Here is a 14,023-nt window from a genome sequence, read left to right as displayed (position 1 = left end):
CCTCGATCGCGCCCAGCGTCTCGGAGGCCGTGACGAGCCTTGCCCGGATCGTCGGAAAGATCAGTTTCTAGCCGTCGGTTTCAGGCCGTCCGACTGAATCGTAAGTGCGCCATTTATCCGGCACTGCGTGGCATCGGTTCCGATGCCTCCCCATCGCCAACCTTTCTTTCTACTTCGGGGATTTGATGACCTCGCGCGTATTGGATCCGGTCCTTTGGCTGTTGGCTCTTGCTGTGCTCGCGGCCGTGGCCACGGCCGTGCGCTTTCGTGCCGCGTCGCTCGACGGAAAGCGTCGCGTCGCCAGCCTGGAGACGTCCTTGCGGATGGAGCGGGAGGCGGTCGAAGCCCGTGACGACGAGGTGCGGCATCTCGCTCAGCAGCAGGTGCCCCACCTGATCCACACCGTGCTGAGCGGCCAGCAGGCAGCGGCCCCGCCCTCGCTCCACCCGGAAGTCAGCAAGAGCGAGTTCGGCCGGGCTCTGGCGGAAGTCCTGCGCACGGTGCACGAGACGACGGTCCAGTCCGCCGACCGTGCGGAGAACGTGACCCGCACGACTCTGGGCACCTTCATCCGCGCTATCCAGCCGCTCGTGAACGAGCTGCAGGGCGCGGTGGAGGTCATGGTCGAGCGTCACCACGACCCGAGAGTGCTCGCGGACGCGATCGAGATCTCCCACGGTGGCAACCAGCTGGCGCGGCGCCTTCAGGCCTTCAGCGTGCTCATCGGCTCCTGGCCCGGGCGCCAGCGCGCCCCCGCACCCCTGATAGATGTGGTGCGCGGTGGCGTCTCGCGAATCCGCGACTACGACCGTATCGAGATCACCGGCGAGGCCCCCTTCGCCGTGACCAGCCGGGCGGTGGAGCCCATCGTGCTGAGCCTGGCCGAACTGCTCGACAACGCGGCCCGCCACTCCGAGCCGGGCACCAAGGTCCAGGTCTGGTACGTCTCGGCAGCCAACGGGGTGACCGTGTTCATCGACGACGCGGGCATCGGGATGACGCCCGAGAACCGCGCGAACGCCGGCCTGCTGCTCGCCGGTGGCCAGCGGATCTGGATCACCCAGATGCGTAACCCGCCCCAGCTCGGGTTCGTGACGGCCGGGCAGTACGCCGATCGTTACGGCTTCCGGGCGGGCGCCGACCAGGTATCCGCGACCGGCGGTGTACGGGCCTGGGTGTTCATTCCGCAGGAGCTGCTGGTGCCCCTCGCAGACGTACCGAAAGCCGCCGAGCAAGCACGAACGCACCCGCCTGTCACCACCCCCGCGCCGGTGCCACCGGCAGAGCCGGCCTCAGCGACCGACATCCCGCCGCAGTATCCGACACGCGCCGACAGCGGCCTTCCGCAACGCACCCGGCAGGGCGCCAGGCCGCGGCATGCCGCCTCCCCAGCTCACGAGCCCCAGACCCCGAGTGACGGCGGCCGTGCCGTGGGTGCCTTCCTGCGCGGCGTCGAGCGCGCCGGCGCCCAGGGCGGCCACCGCTCAGACCCGGGCTCTCATCTCCCCGAAGAAGGGAACCACACCCATGACGACCGTTAACAAGAAGCTCGACATGCTGAGCGGGCTGGGCTGGATGCTCGATGAGGAACTCCTCGCCCAGCCGGGCGTCCTGCGCGCCATGGTGCTGTCGGCCGACGGACTGCCGGTCGTGTGCTCCAAGGACATCGACCGCAGCCAGGACATCCCCCGGGCCATGTCCGAGCGGGTGGCCGCGGCCGTCACCGGACTGCAGGCCGTCAGCCAGGAGTCGACAGAGTTCGCCAGCAAGCCGAGGAGCGGCGCAGACGAGCCCTTCTCCGCCGGCCCGTGGCAGCGGACCCTGATCCAGTACGAGCAGGCGTACATCATCATCATCGCCGCCCGCGCGGGCACCTACCTGGCCGTGGCCATGAGCCAGAAGGCGGACGTCGAGGCCGTGTCGTACCAGATGGAGAAAGTCGTCGACCGCATCGGCGACTACCTCGGCCTTCCCCCGCGGCAACCGGCACCGTCCGCGTCATGACCGCGTCCCGGCGTGTCCGGGGGCCGGGGCTGGTGGGTCTGCACGTCGTGACGGGCGGACGCTCCGAGCCGAGCCGCAACCACTTCGACTTCGTCACCACCGTACGCATCTCCGGTCCCGGCCTGGAGCGCACGGGACTGTCCCCGGAACAGCGCCGCGTGCTGGAGCTGTGCCAGCCCGGAGCACTGACGGTGGCCGAGATCGGGGCGTATCTCGTGCTTCCCCTCAGCGTCCTGCGGGTCCTGCTCGCCGACCTGATGGAACGCGGCCACATCACCACCAACGGCAAGTTCTACGCCGTCCAGGCGGCCGACCGAGAGGTATTGGAGGCAGTCCTTGAGGGGCTCCGCAAGCTCTAACCCCGCCGAGGGGACCCATCTGCGCGGTGACGAGACCATCGTGAAGATCATGGTCGCGGGCGCCTTCTCCGTGGGCAAGACCACTTTGATCGGCACGATGTCGGAGATCCGCCCCCTCCGGACGGAGGAGGTGATGACCGCCGCCAGCGTCCCGGTCGACGACCTGGAGGGGCGCCCGGACAAGAGCGCGACCACGGTCGCCCTCGACTTCGGCCGGCTCTCCCTCAGCCCTGAACTTGTTCTCTACCTCTTCGGCGCTCCTGGGCAGCAACGGTTCTTCCCCATCCTGCGCCACCTCGCCCACGGCGCACTCGGTGCGCTGGTGCTGGTCGACACACGCCACCTCGCGCAGAGCTATCCCGTCATCGGCGCGGTGGAGGAGCTCGGGCTGGCCTACGCCATCGCGGTCAACGAGTTCCCCGACGCCCCGCGGCACACCCCCGAGGAGCTGCGGGCCGCCATGGACCTGTCCGAGCAGACCCCGCTCGTGTTCTTCGACGCACGCGACCGCCCCAGCTCCAAGAACGCCCTGATCAGCCTCGCCTCCTACCTCCTCACCCTGTTGCCGGAGCGAACCCGATGACCATGCCGACTCCCGGGCCCACGCCCCACTGGCCGCCTGCGGCTGGCGGCTGCCCCTACAACTCGGCGGGATACCCGCCCGCGCCCGTCCCGCAGCAGCCGCTACCGATCCACGGGCCCGAATTCAGCGCGGACCCGCGCCAGACGTACGAGCGGCTCCGGGCACAGGGCCCCATAGCACCGTGCGAGATCGACCACGGGGTCTACGGCTACATCACCGCCACCTACCGCTCCGCCCTATACCTGCTGCGCAAGACCCCGAGTATCTTCCTCAAGGACCCCCACCACTGGCAGGCCCTGCGCGAGGGGCGTGTGCCCGCCGACGCCCCAGCGTTGATGATGATGCGACCGCGTAAGAACGCGCTGTGGCTGGACGGCTACGACCACGCACGCCTGCGCAGTGCGGTCACCGACAGCCTTTCCTGGGTCGACACCCACGCCCTGACCGCCAGCGTGGCCCGCATCGCCGACGGTCTGCTCGACCACCTCATGGACCAGGAACACCCCGACCTGGTGACCGACTTCGCCGACCCCTTGCCCATGCAGGTACTGATCGAGATGTTCGGCTGCCCGCCCGACATCGGCCAGACCATCGTCACCTCGATCGCCAGGCTCTTCGACACCACCCAGGACGCGGCCCGGGTGAACACCGAGCTCGAAGAAGCCTGCCTGGCCCTCACGAGGCTCAAACGGCACCGGCCCGGCTACGACGTCACCTCCTGGCTCGTGTCCCACCAGGCCCAGCTGTCGGACGAGGAGATGATCCAGCAGATCCTCCTGCTGATCGGGGCCGGAACCACCCCGTGCACCAACCTGATCGCCAACGCCGTGCTCCTGCTCATCACCGACGACCGGTTCAGCGGTGACCTGCACACCGGCGTCCGGCCCATCTCCCACGCCCTCGATCAAGTCCTGTGGGACGACCCGCCGGTGTCCAGCTACTGCCCCCTCTACCTGCGTGAAGAACACATCTACGAGGGAATCCGGCTGCTTCCCGGTATCCCGATCCTGGTGTCCTTCGCCGCGGCCAACAGTGACCCCGCCCTCGCCGCCGGCTCCGACCGCCGCTCGGGCAACCGGGCGCACCTCGCCTTCAGCGCGGGCATCCGGGCCTGCCCGGCACCCGACCTCGCCCGCGTCATCACCGAGACCGCCATCGAACGCGTCCTGGACCGGATCCCCGACCTCACCCTCGCCTGCCAGCCCACCCAACTCGTCCGCCGCCCCGGCACCTTCCAGAGCGGCTGGACGCATCTCCCCGTCGCCTTCCCCCGGACGACCTCCACCGTCCCGAACCGGAACCCCAGCAGAGGACCGCGATGACCACCCAGCTCCCACCGTCCAGCTGCCCGTTCGCGATCGACCCGGCGGGCTCCGACCTCCACGCCGAGGCCCGCCAGCTGCGCGCCCTCGGACCGGCCGCCCGGATCGAACTCCCCGGAGGCGTCGCCGCATGGTCGGTCACCGACCCGGCCCTGATCGAGCGCCTCCTCCTCGACGACCGCGTCTCCAAGGACGCCCACCAGCACTGGCCCGCCTTCGTCGACGGGCAGATCCCGGAGAAGTGGCCCCTCCGACTGTGGGTCCAGGTCCGCAACGCCCTGACCGCCCATGGACCGGAGCACAAGCGTCTGCGCCGCCTGATCGGCACCGGCTTCCAGATCCGCCGTGTCCGCGCGCTCGCCCCCGCCATCAAGGACATCGCCCACGCCCTCCTCGACGACCTCGAACGCTACGGCGGCACCGGTAGCCCCGTGGACCTGCGGGAGTACTTCGCCTGGGTGCTGCCGCTGCGCGTCGTCAACAACCTCCTGGGCGTTCCGGACGACCTCCACGACACCTTTCGCGAGCTGATCGGCGGCGCTTTCGCCACCGACCTCACCGAGGACGAGGCCGAAGCCCGCAACCTCGCGCTCTACAAGGCCCTGGACCAACTGGTCACCGCCAAGCGCGAGATGCCCGGAGACGACGTCACCACCGACCTGATCAAGGCCCACGACTCCGCCACCGACACCCGGCTGTCCCAGCAGGAACTCATCGACAGCCTCCTGCTGCTCATAGGCGCCGGACACGAGACCACGGTCAACCTCATCGACCACGCCGCGGTCAACCTCATGGCCCACCCCGACCAGCTCGCCCTCGTCGCCGCCGAGACGGTCAGCATCACGATGGACGACGTCGTGGACGAGACCCTGCGCCACCAGGCCCCGGTCGCCAACATCCTTCCCCGCTTCCCCACCGTCGACATCCACGACGCCGAGACGGGTCTGACCTTCGACGCCGGCGACCTGGTCGTCATCAACTACGCCGCCGCCAACCGCGATGCCCGAGTCCACACCGACCCGGACCGCTTCGACGTCACCCGGCCCACGCGCAAGAACCACCAGTCCTTCGGCGTGGGAGCGCACTACTGCCTCGGCGCCGGCCTCGCCCGCCTCGAAGCCCGCATCGCCCTCGAATCCCTCTTCGGCCGGTACCCCCGTCTCACCCTGGCCACGGCGGCCGAGGACCTGCGTCCGCTCGCCTCGTTCATCTCCAACGGCCACCAGCAGATCCCCGTCCACATCGACGGCGCACCGGCCAGACCCACGGGCCCTGACCACCTCACGGTCCAGGTCACACCGTCGGCGGCTCCCGACCGAACGCCACCTCGTGGACACACCGCCGAGACACCCGCTGCCTGACCTGGTTCCTCCACCTCCACAGCACCGTACGGAGCACTCCCATGACAACCACCACTCCCGCCGCGTCCACGACGGGCACGGACGTGCCCACGGTGTTGATCAACGCGCGGCGGGAGCTGGACACCATCGCGCTCCGACTCCCGAGCGCTCCCATGGCTGTCGCAGCGACCCTCAGATCCCTCGAAGCACTCGCACTGCGCCTCGTCACGACCACCCATCCCCTTGCCGACAGCGTCCGGGGAGAAAAGCAGGCAGAACTCCGGTCCCTGATCGACCGCATCGAAGACCGTGCCGGTTCGAAGCCGCGGCCGGATCTGGCGTACGAACACCTGCTGGTGCTGCTCAGACAGACTCAGGAGCTGCTGCGCTGGCTGGAGCAGAGGCACGGGACCGAACCCCGCCGCATACAAGCCGCATCCGCCAACCGCCGGCGTGCGGCACAGCACGCCGCCGAGCCCGCTCGGGAGAGCCGAAGCGCGCCCGTCCTCCGCACCATCGGACCCTCTGCCCCACTGACTGCTCTGGGCGGGCCGGTCACTCTGCGGCAGTTGACCGCGAAGCCCAGCTCGGCGAGGGTCCAGGACTGTCTTCGACGAGGCAAAGACCACTACCGCGTCGACAGCGAACTGACCGAGCGACTCCTCGCCGTCGCCCCGTTCCTCCGGGATGCCGTGGCCATCAACGACGCGTTCGCTCTCCGAACGGTGGCCCTGCCCGCCGGCCGACTGGGCATCACCCAGTTCATCGATCTCGGATGTGGGCTCCCCACTTCCCCGACGCTGTACGAGACCGCCGCCGCAGCCCTGCCCCGCGGAAGCCGAATCGCCGTGGCCTACGTAGACCGCGATCCGATCGTCATGGCCCATGCCGCCACATTGCTCACCGCCCCGCGCCCCCACCGCACGGCGCATGTGCGTGCTGATCTCGCCCAACCCGACAGCATCCTCACCGACCCGGACCTGCTCGGCGCTCTGGACCTGTCCCGACCGGTTGCCGTGCTTGCCCACAACGTCCTGCACGAACTACCCGACCACTTCGCCTATCCCGCCATCTCGGCTCTCACCGGTCGGTTGGCCCCAGGCAGCGCCCTCTCCATCGCCCACCCCACCGCCGCACTCCATCCAGGCCCGATGAACGAGGTCGGCGATCTGTACACCGAGTCGATCAGTCCCATCGCCCTGCGCGGCCCTCATGAAATCGGCCGGTTCTTCGACGGATGGCACCTACTCGCCCCCGGGCTGGCGGAGACCGCCCACTGGCACGGCGTCCCGTCTCCTGGTTGTCCCTCTGGTGCGTCAGCAGCGTTCGCGGCCATCGCCGTCAAACCGTAACTTGGCCGCCTTCCAGGCCGGCCTGCCGACTGATCCGCCAGACCCACATGCCGCCCGTCCTGTCCGTGCTCCCCGTCGCGGACGGGGCGGGCTTCGGGTTTGCACCAAGGCGGACTTCCCACCAGTCCCATGGGGCACTTGCGTATCCGCTCGCGGCGATTCGGCCACGTTGCGCGACCCGGGAAGCGTGCTGGACAGCGGCCGGCGAGACGCGACCCCCGAAATCACGCGGCTGGGGATCCGACTCAAACACGCGTGTTCGAGTCGGGCCGTCGGGTCGTTGTCCCGGTCATCATCAGTCATCCCCAACGCAGTTCAGACATGGCGCACTTGGCGGTGGCCGGGACAGTCGTGGCCCGGTACCGCTGTCGTCCCGTCGTGTCGTCGCTCGGCCAACACCCGGAGGAACCATGAATCCCGTCCCTGTGCCTCTCCTTGCTCACCCGGTCGCCGCGCACCCTGAGGCCGTCCGGGCGGTCCGTCGTAACCACACGGTGGCCGCGGCCGACAGCCCCCCGGCGTACGCCCTGGATACGCCACGCCTGACACCGAGGTGGGGGGGCATGACCGCACAGCAGTCACCACCGGCACCCGTCATGGCCTGGGCGGAACGGACCCTGGGCCCGCTCGCCGTGCTGCGCGGCGCCATGGCCGACCCGCCGCTCGCCCACGCGTGGGACGTCGTACGCACCGGTGACGGTGCCCGCTTCCGGGTCAAGATCGCCCTGGAGCCGGGCGCCTTCACCCGGGAGACCTTCGCCCACCGGCACGCCGTGCCCGCCCTCGGCCCCGGTGCGGCCCCACGCCTGCTAGCCACCTCCGCGGCACACCTGGCTCTGATCGTGACGGCCGTGCCCGGTACCCCGGTCGCCCAACTACGGCTGACAGAGTCCACGCTCAGGACGGTCCACTGGCGGGCCGGTTTCCTCCTGGCCCAGCTGCACCAGGCCGGAAGGGGCACCGGCAGCGGGCACCACGATGCGCCGACGGTCCTGTCCCGCCTGGCCGACGAGGCGGCCGCGCGCCTCTGTACGGTCGGCGACTGCCTGTCGGCGGACGAACAGAAGCGGGTCATGGGCCTCGCCGACCGGCTGCGTTTCGTCGGCCGGCTGCCTCTCGGCTACATCCACGGTGGTCCCTTGGGCTCAAGTCTCCTCTGGTCCGCCGACGCGCAACTGGCCCTGCACGACTTCGAGTCGGCACGGTTCGCCCCCGTGGTCCTCGACTTCGTCCACTTCGCCTGCGGGACCTGGACGGCCCAACCCAGCCTGCGCACTGCGTTCTTCACCGGCTACGGCCGCACTCCCGGCCACGACGAGCAGATCGCCCTGCGCTGCCTGACGGCCCTCACCGCCGCACGCCGGCTGGCCGAGGCGCGCGCCCTTGGCGACCAAGTGGCCGCAGCCGGGTGGGCAGTCGTGCTCAACCGGCTGCACGACGAGGAGGGCGAGTGATGCCCGTACTTCAGTTCGGCTTCACAGCCCATCAGGCCCACTGCCCGGACCGTGAACGAGGAGGGAGCCGGTGAGCGTCATGTCCCGGCCGGAGCAGGTGAGCGGCGCGGTGGGAGCGGGCCGGGTGCCGCCTCCTCCGCCCGCCCAGCTGCGCTACGGCGGCAAGTACAGCAAGAACCCGCTGGAAGAGACGGGGTTCGTGCAACTGGTCCGGCGGCTGCCGTCGGTGCTGGCACGGACCGCGCAGACGGCGTGGGCGATCGACCGGGTCGCCGTGCTGTTGCTGGCGGGCTGCCAGCTGGCCATCGGCGTCGGCTCCGCCGTTCAGCTGACGGCGACCGCGCACGCGATGCGGGCCGTCTTCGGCGCCGGGGCGGTCGCCAGCCGGCTCCACCACGCGCTGCCCGCCCTGGTGGTGATCGCGCTGGCCGCGATGACGGGGCGGACGGCGAGTGCGCTGTCCTCGTACGCGGACGGACGGATCACGCCTCGGCTGACGACGGAGGCGGACAGCGCCCTGGTGGCGGCGGTGTGCGGGATCGAGGCCGCCGCCCGTGCCGAGGACGGCTGCGCCGACCGGCAGGAAGCCGCGGAGATGGGGGTGGTCCGCAGCCACGTCATGATCCAGGACGCCACCCGGCTCACCGCCGCCGCCATCCGCCTGGTCACCGCGAGCGGGGTGCTGACCGTCCTGCACCCGCTGCTGCTGCCCCTGCTGCTGCTCGCGGTCGTCCCCGCAGGTGTCGGCGCGGTCCTGCAGGCCCGGGTCACCTACGAGACCCACTACGCCAACGTCGGTGACCGTAACGTGCGGACCAATCTGCGCGTCTGGGCGACCTCGGCCAAGTTCACCGACGAGATCCGCGCCAATACGATGACCGGCTACCTGACCTTCTGGTACCGGGCCATCTCGGAGCGGATCGACGCGCGTACCCTGGCCGCCGCGCCGAGGATGCTGAAGATCAACCTGGCGAGTTCCGCGGTCAGCGGGGCCTTTCTCGTGGCCACCTGGGCCGCGCTGGCCTGGCTCGTCTCCACAGGGAGGATCGAGCCGGCGATCGCCGGGACCGCGGTCGTCGCCGTGCAGACCACGCTGGGCGCCCTGTCCCAGCTGGTCATCTACGGCGCGGCGATGTTCCACACCTCGCTCTACCTCGCCGACTCGGACTCCTTCCTCTGCTACGCCGCCGAACACGCCGCGCATCGAGGCCCGCTGACCGTCGAGGAGCCGCTGGAGGAGGTGACCGTGGCGGAGGCCGTCTACCGCTATCCGGGCAAGGAGAAGGCGGCCGTGGACGGTGTGTCGCTGACCGTGCGCCGGGGCGAGGTCCTCGCCCTGGTCGGGGAGAACGGCTCCGGGAAGTCGACCCTGGTGAGGCTGCTCGCCGGGATCTTCCTGGCCGACAAGGGCACGGTCCACTGGAACGGCGAGAGCATCACCGACCTGGACCCCGACAGCCTGTGGACGATGTCCGGACTGGTGCCGCAGCACTTCGCGCAGTGGCCGCTGTCCGTACGGGACAACGTCACCCTCGGCCAGCCCCACGAGGAAGACGACCACCTGGTGTGGGAGGCGCTGGAGGCGGTCGGTCTCGCCGAAGCCGTCCAGGATCTCCCGGCGGGTCTGGACACGCTGCTGGCCCGTGAGCTCTGGGGCGGCAGCGAACTCTCCGGCGGGCAGTGGCAGCGCCTGGCGTGCGCCCGGGCGCTGTACCGCCGGGCGGGGCTGCTGTTCCTGGACGAGCCGACCTCGGAGATGGACGCACGCGGCGAATACACCATCCTCCAGCAGATCAAGGCCCGCACCAGCGACTGCATCACGGTCCTGGTGACCCACCAACTGGTCAACACCAAGATCGCCGACCGGATCCTCGTCATGAAGGACGGCCGGATCGCCGAACAGGGTACCTACGACGAACTCGCCGACGGAAACGGCCTGTTCGCGGAACTCCTGGCCCTGTCCACAAGTCGCTGACACCCGAGGGGGTGCCGTGCCAGATCCGGCGGGCGCGGCACCCCCGTCCCCCTGTGCCCCGGCGCCAGTACGTATGGGGCCCATCTACGAGCAATGCCTTTGCTGCGAGGTTCCGTTGACCGCAGCAAGCCGCATCGCGTACACGGCCGTACCCATGACGACCCCGAGCTCATCCCACGCGGACTGCGCGCCCTGCGCACGGAAGCGTTCATCTGGCCCGATCCGGTCTTGCGTCCGCACTCACTGTGTCCCGCCCTGGTCGTGTCTCGTTGCGACGAGAGTGCGGCCAGGGCTGAGTCCCACGATCAGCCAGCCACGTCGCTCTCCGGGAGTACGTCGCCTACAGCGAGACGCCCTCTTCCGGTTTACTGATGTTGAACTCGGGTTGTCGTAGCTGCTGACAGGGCTTGATCCTCGCGGTACGCCGTTGTCATGAGGTATGCGCAGGGCGGCGGTTTGTCGGACGAGCGCTGGCAGTTCGCGAGGCTTCGGCGATCGCGAAGGAGTTACGGATCAGCGTCCGGTCCATCCAGCGGTGGCGGCGGGTCTGGACCAAAGGCGGCCCGCGGGCAACGCGGTCGGCCGGTTCGGCCTCGTCTGCCAGGCTGAGCGAGGGTACCTTCGCCCAACTGGAGGCGGAGTTGGCCTAGGGGCCGGTCGCGCACGGCTGGGCGGATCAGCGGTGGAGGCTCTGAAGGATCAAGACCGTGATCGGCCGCCGCTTCCACAAGAGCTACACCCTGCAAGGGGTGTGCAAGCTGCTCGTCCGACACGGGTACTCCTGTCAGGTGTCGGCCAGACGGGCCGTCGAACGCGACGAAGACAACGTCACCGGCTGGGTGAAGGAGACCTGGCCGCGGGTGGAAGCACCGCGGCGGCGCTCGACGCATGAATCGTCTTCGAGGACGAGTCCGGCTTCTCGATGACGCCGCCTATCGCCCGCACCTGGGCCCGCCGTGGACAGATACCCGTCATCCGGGTCCGCGGCCGCTCCCGCCGCAATCACCGGGACGCGGTTCTCGCCGGCCCGGCCAGCAGTACCATCACGCGCCGGTGGGGCACCGAACTGGTGCTTCCGCGATGCGCGATCAGCTGCAGCTTCTGCGCCTCCTGATCGGTCACTCTGTGCACCAGCACAGGCTCGGCTACGACACCCGGTTGGATGGACGTCTCCGCACATCCAACCGCCGCAAGCGCCCGCCTGGCAGAACCACCCCCACGTCGGTGGGGCACGTGGTCAGGGTGTTGTGGGGCCAAGGGCGAGGAGGGCTTGGAGTGGCCGGGTGGGCTGGGGGGTGCCGCGCCAGATCAGTGCTTTGCGGTAGGTGAGTGAGGGGCTGATTGGGACGGTGCGGATCCGGGAGTTTGCTGTGAGGGCCCGGTCGGTGCTCACGGTGAGGGAGATGCCGACTCCGGCTTCCACCAGGGCGGCGTGCAGGCCCCCGTCGTTGGTTGCGTACTGGGTGGTGAAGTTGATGCCGGCGGCGTCGAACGCGGACTGCAGGCGTGGCCGTAGTCCGCTGTCGGGGTCGTAACTGATCAGGGTCTTGCCGGACAACAGCTCGATGGGCATGTTCTCCCGGCCGGCCAGCGGAGAGTCGGCCGACACGACGGCCACGATCTCGTCATCGAGCACGACCACGCTGCGCAGGTCTTCGGCGAGGGGCTGCTGGGGCAGGGCCACCACGGCGGCGTCCAGTTCGCCTTCTTCGACGCGTGAGATGAGTGCGGCGCTGCGTCCTTCGACGAGCTGCACGGCGACGCCCGGGTACTGGCGGTGGAAGGTGCTCAGGAGTGCGGGCAGGGGGGTGTGCTCGGCCCCGTCTACGGTGCCCAGGACGAGTGTGCCGGTGACCAGGGCGGCGCGGGAGGCGAATTCGGCGGTCACTCGGTCGGCGTCGGCGAGGGTCTGGGCGGCCAGGGGGAGCAGCACTCGGCCGGCTTCGGTGAGTCGGACGCTGCGGGTGCTGCGTTCGAAGAGCGCTTCGCCGAGTTCTTTTTCCAGGGAGCGGATCTGGTGGCTGACAGCGGGCTGTGCCACCGACAGCCGCTCGGCGGCGCGGGTGAAGCTCTGCTCCTCGGCCACGGCCACGAAGACCCGCAAGGTCCTCAATTCCACGATCATCAACCTCATTTATTAATGGCATCGAAAATTGGTCTTTGACCTCTTGCTTGTTTATCTCCACTGTAGAGGCATGGCAGACGTGACACAGGCGCCGAGGCGCCTCGACGGGACGAAGACGAAGCTTGCGGACACCCTTGGCCCGTCCGGGCTCAGCAAGGGGCAGGTGACGTGGATGTCGGTCGCGGCCGGCGTGAGTGTCGCCAACGTCTACTACCTGCAGCCGCTGTTGCGGCCACTGGCGGCCTCCTTCGGCGTGTCCGACGCACTCGCCGGACTGCTGCCGATGATCACCATGGTCGGCTACGCTGCCGGGCTGCTGCTGGTGGTGCCCGCCCTGGAAAGGACGGGACTGCACCGGCTGATGCGCTGGCTGAACGCCGGCAGGCTGTTCGCCCTGGCGCTTGCGGCATCCGCCACCGACTACGCGCTGTTCGTGGTGGCATCAGTGCTGCTGGGAGCAACCAGCGTGCTGGCACAGATTCTGATGCCGGCCGCGGCGTCGCTTGCGCCGCGCGAGGCGGTGGGGCGCACGACGGCACGTATCACGGCTGGCCTTTTCGGCGGCATCGTCGGTGCCCGGGTCATCGCCGGGGCGCTCGACGGTCTCCTCGGCTGGCGTTCGGTGTATGTGCTGTCGGCGCTGATGACGCTGCTCGTGCACGTTGCGCTGCGAGGGTTGCCCGAGCCGCCTGTGCGCCACGGGCTGGGCTACCGGGCCCTGCTGGCTTCGCTTCTTCCTCTCCTGCGTGGTCAGCGCGGGTTGCGCCGGGCGGCGCTGACCGCGGCTGCCGGATTCGCCGGCTTCAACGTCTTCTGGACCGCGGTGACGCTGTACGTGACCGGCCCGGCGCACCGCTGGTCGACCACCAGTGCCGGACTGCTGGGCCTGGTGGGCGTCGTCGGCACCGCCACGGTACTGGCCATCGGCCGGTTCCTCGACGGCCGCATGCGGCGGCGTCTCGCGGTGGCGGCCGCGGGGACGATGGCTCTCGGCCTCCTCATCGCCGGTGTGTGGGGCCTGTCGGCCGGTGCCCTCATCGGCGGGGCACTGCTGCTGGACTCCGGTGCCCGCGTGAGCAATGTCGCCAATCAGACCCACGCCCTCACCCAGCATCCCGAGGCACGCGCCCGCCTCAACACCCTCTACATGACCGCGTACTTCGCGGCCGGTTCGCTCGGTTCCGCGGCAGGGGCACTGCTCTTCGCACACGGCGGCTGGACTGTCACCGCGCTGGTCGCCGCAGCCCTGGCCGCACTGGGAGCCGCGCTCGCAGCCAGAACATAGCGAGGGGGTGAAGGGCCTCGTCTCCGGGATGCCCACCGGCCATCCATCTCTCCCGCACTCTCATGAGCTGCGCGTGCTCGACGCGCGGTGCACGGTGGGTACAGCGGCCGTACGCTGACGAGCATGGACCCCTTGCCCACCGGTTCTACGGTGACGGCACAAGGCGGCGAACCCCTAGTCGCCCCCCTCCGGTCGATGGCCACAAGGCAGTCGGCGGATCACCA

The 14,023-nt window shown here is 69.7% G+C and carries 11 protein-coding genes and 1 pseudogene; 11 read left to right on the top strand and 1 reads right to left on the bottom strand.

The features are described 5' to 3' along the window. Positions 1-245: 245 nt before the first annotated feature. From LQ326_RS45755 to LQ326_RS45710, 10 genes and pseudogenes are all read left to right on the top strand, one after another. The gene (locus LQ326_RS45755) at positions 246-1,541 is read left to right on the top strand and encodes an ATP-binding protein (RefSeq protein ID WP_234545136.1); all 1,296 of its coding nucleotides are present in this window, start codon (positions 246-248) and stop codon (positions 1,539-1,541) included. Further along, positions 1,528-2,004 (top strand): roadblock/LC7 domain-containing protein, encoded by a 477-nt coding sequence (locus LQ326_RS45750; protein WP_181801415.1) that lies wholly within the window; start codon positions 1,528-1,530, stop codon positions 2,002-2,004. The genes LQ326_RS45755 and LQ326_RS45750 overlap by 14 nt, the downstream gene beginning before the upstream one ends. Then, positions 2,001-2,363: a DUF742 domain-containing protein gene (locus tag LQ326_RS45745; protein ID WP_181801416.1), complete on the top strand. Its 363-nt coding sequence runs from the start codon at positions 2,001-2,003 to the stop codon at positions 2,361-2,363. Before LQ326_RS45750 ends, LQ326_RS45745 begins: the two co-directional genes overlap by 4 nt. A gap of 49 nt (positions 2,364-2,412) precedes the next feature. Continuing rightward, on the top strand, positions 2,413-2,946 hold the full coding sequence (locus LQ326_RS45740; RefSeq protein ID WP_234545138.1) for a GTP-binding protein: 534 nt from the start codon (positions 2,413-2,415) through the stop codon (positions 2,944-2,946). After that, positions 2,943-4,268 carry a cytochrome P450 gene (locus LQ326_RS45735; RefSeq protein ID WP_234545135.1) on the top strand — a complete coding sequence of 442 codons (1,326 nt, stop codon included), beginning with the start codon at positions 2,943-2,945 and terminating at the stop codon, positions 4,266-4,268. Before LQ326_RS45740 ends, LQ326_RS45735 begins: the two co-directional genes overlap by 4 nt. Beyond that, the gene (locus LQ326_RS45730) at positions 4,265-5,629 is read left to right on the top strand and encodes a cytochrome P450 family protein (protein ID WP_234545134.1); all 1,365 of its coding nucleotides are present in this window, start codon (positions 4,265-4,267) and stop codon (positions 5,627-5,629) included. The genes LQ326_RS45735 and LQ326_RS45730 overlap by 4 nt, the downstream gene beginning before the upstream one ends. Before the next feature lie 41 nt (positions 5,630-5,670). Next, entirely contained in the window at positions 5,671-6,960 is a 1,290-nt protein-coding gene (locus LQ326_RS45725; protein WP_234545133.1) for an SAM-dependent methyltransferase, read from the top strand. A gap of 563 nt (positions 6,961-7,523) precedes the next feature. Beyond that, positions 7,524-8,414: a phosphotransferase gene (locus tag LQ326_RS45720; RefSeq protein ID WP_234545132.1), complete on the top strand. Its 891-nt coding sequence runs from the start codon at positions 7,524-7,526 to the stop codon at positions 8,412-8,414. A gap of 79 nt (positions 8,415-8,493) precedes the next feature. Then, on the top strand, positions 8,494-10,389 hold the full coding sequence (locus tag LQ326_RS45715) for an ATP-binding cassette domain-containing protein (protein ID WP_234545137.1): 1,896 nt from the start codon (positions 8,494-8,496) through the stop codon (positions 10,387-10,389). 432 nt (positions 10,390-10,821) lie between these two features. Continuing rightward, positions 10,822-11,410: pseudogene (locus tag LQ326_RS45710) on the top strand (winged helix-turn-helix domain-containing protein); the annotation flags it as partial. 216 nt (positions 11,411-11,626) lie between these two features. On the opposite strand, the gene LQ326_RS45695 reads toward LQ326_RS45710, so the two are convergent. Next, positions 11,627-12,514: a LysR family transcriptional regulator gene (locus LQ326_RS45695; protein ID WP_234545131.1), complete on the bottom strand. Its 888-nt coding sequence runs from the start codon at positions 12,512-12,514 to the stop codon at positions 11,627-11,629. Between the two features lie 28 nt (positions 12,515-12,542). Here LQ326_RS45695 and LQ326_RS45690 point away from each other — a divergent pair, with 28 nt between their 5' ends. Beyond that, on the top strand, positions 12,543-13,799 hold the full coding sequence (locus LQ326_RS45690; RefSeq protein WP_234545130.1) for an MFS transporter: 1,257 nt from the start codon (positions 12,543-12,545) through the stop codon (positions 13,797-13,799). Positions 13,800-14,023: the final 224 nt, after the last annotated feature.

Origin of the sequence: Streptomyces shenzhenensis (genome assembly GCF_021462265.1) — a bacterium.
GTDB classification, from domain to species: Bacteria; Actinomycetota; Actinomycetes; order Streptomycetales; family Streptomycetaceae; genus Streptomyces; species Streptomyces shenzhenensis.
This window is presented reverse-complemented; position numbering and strand designations above follow the sequence as displayed.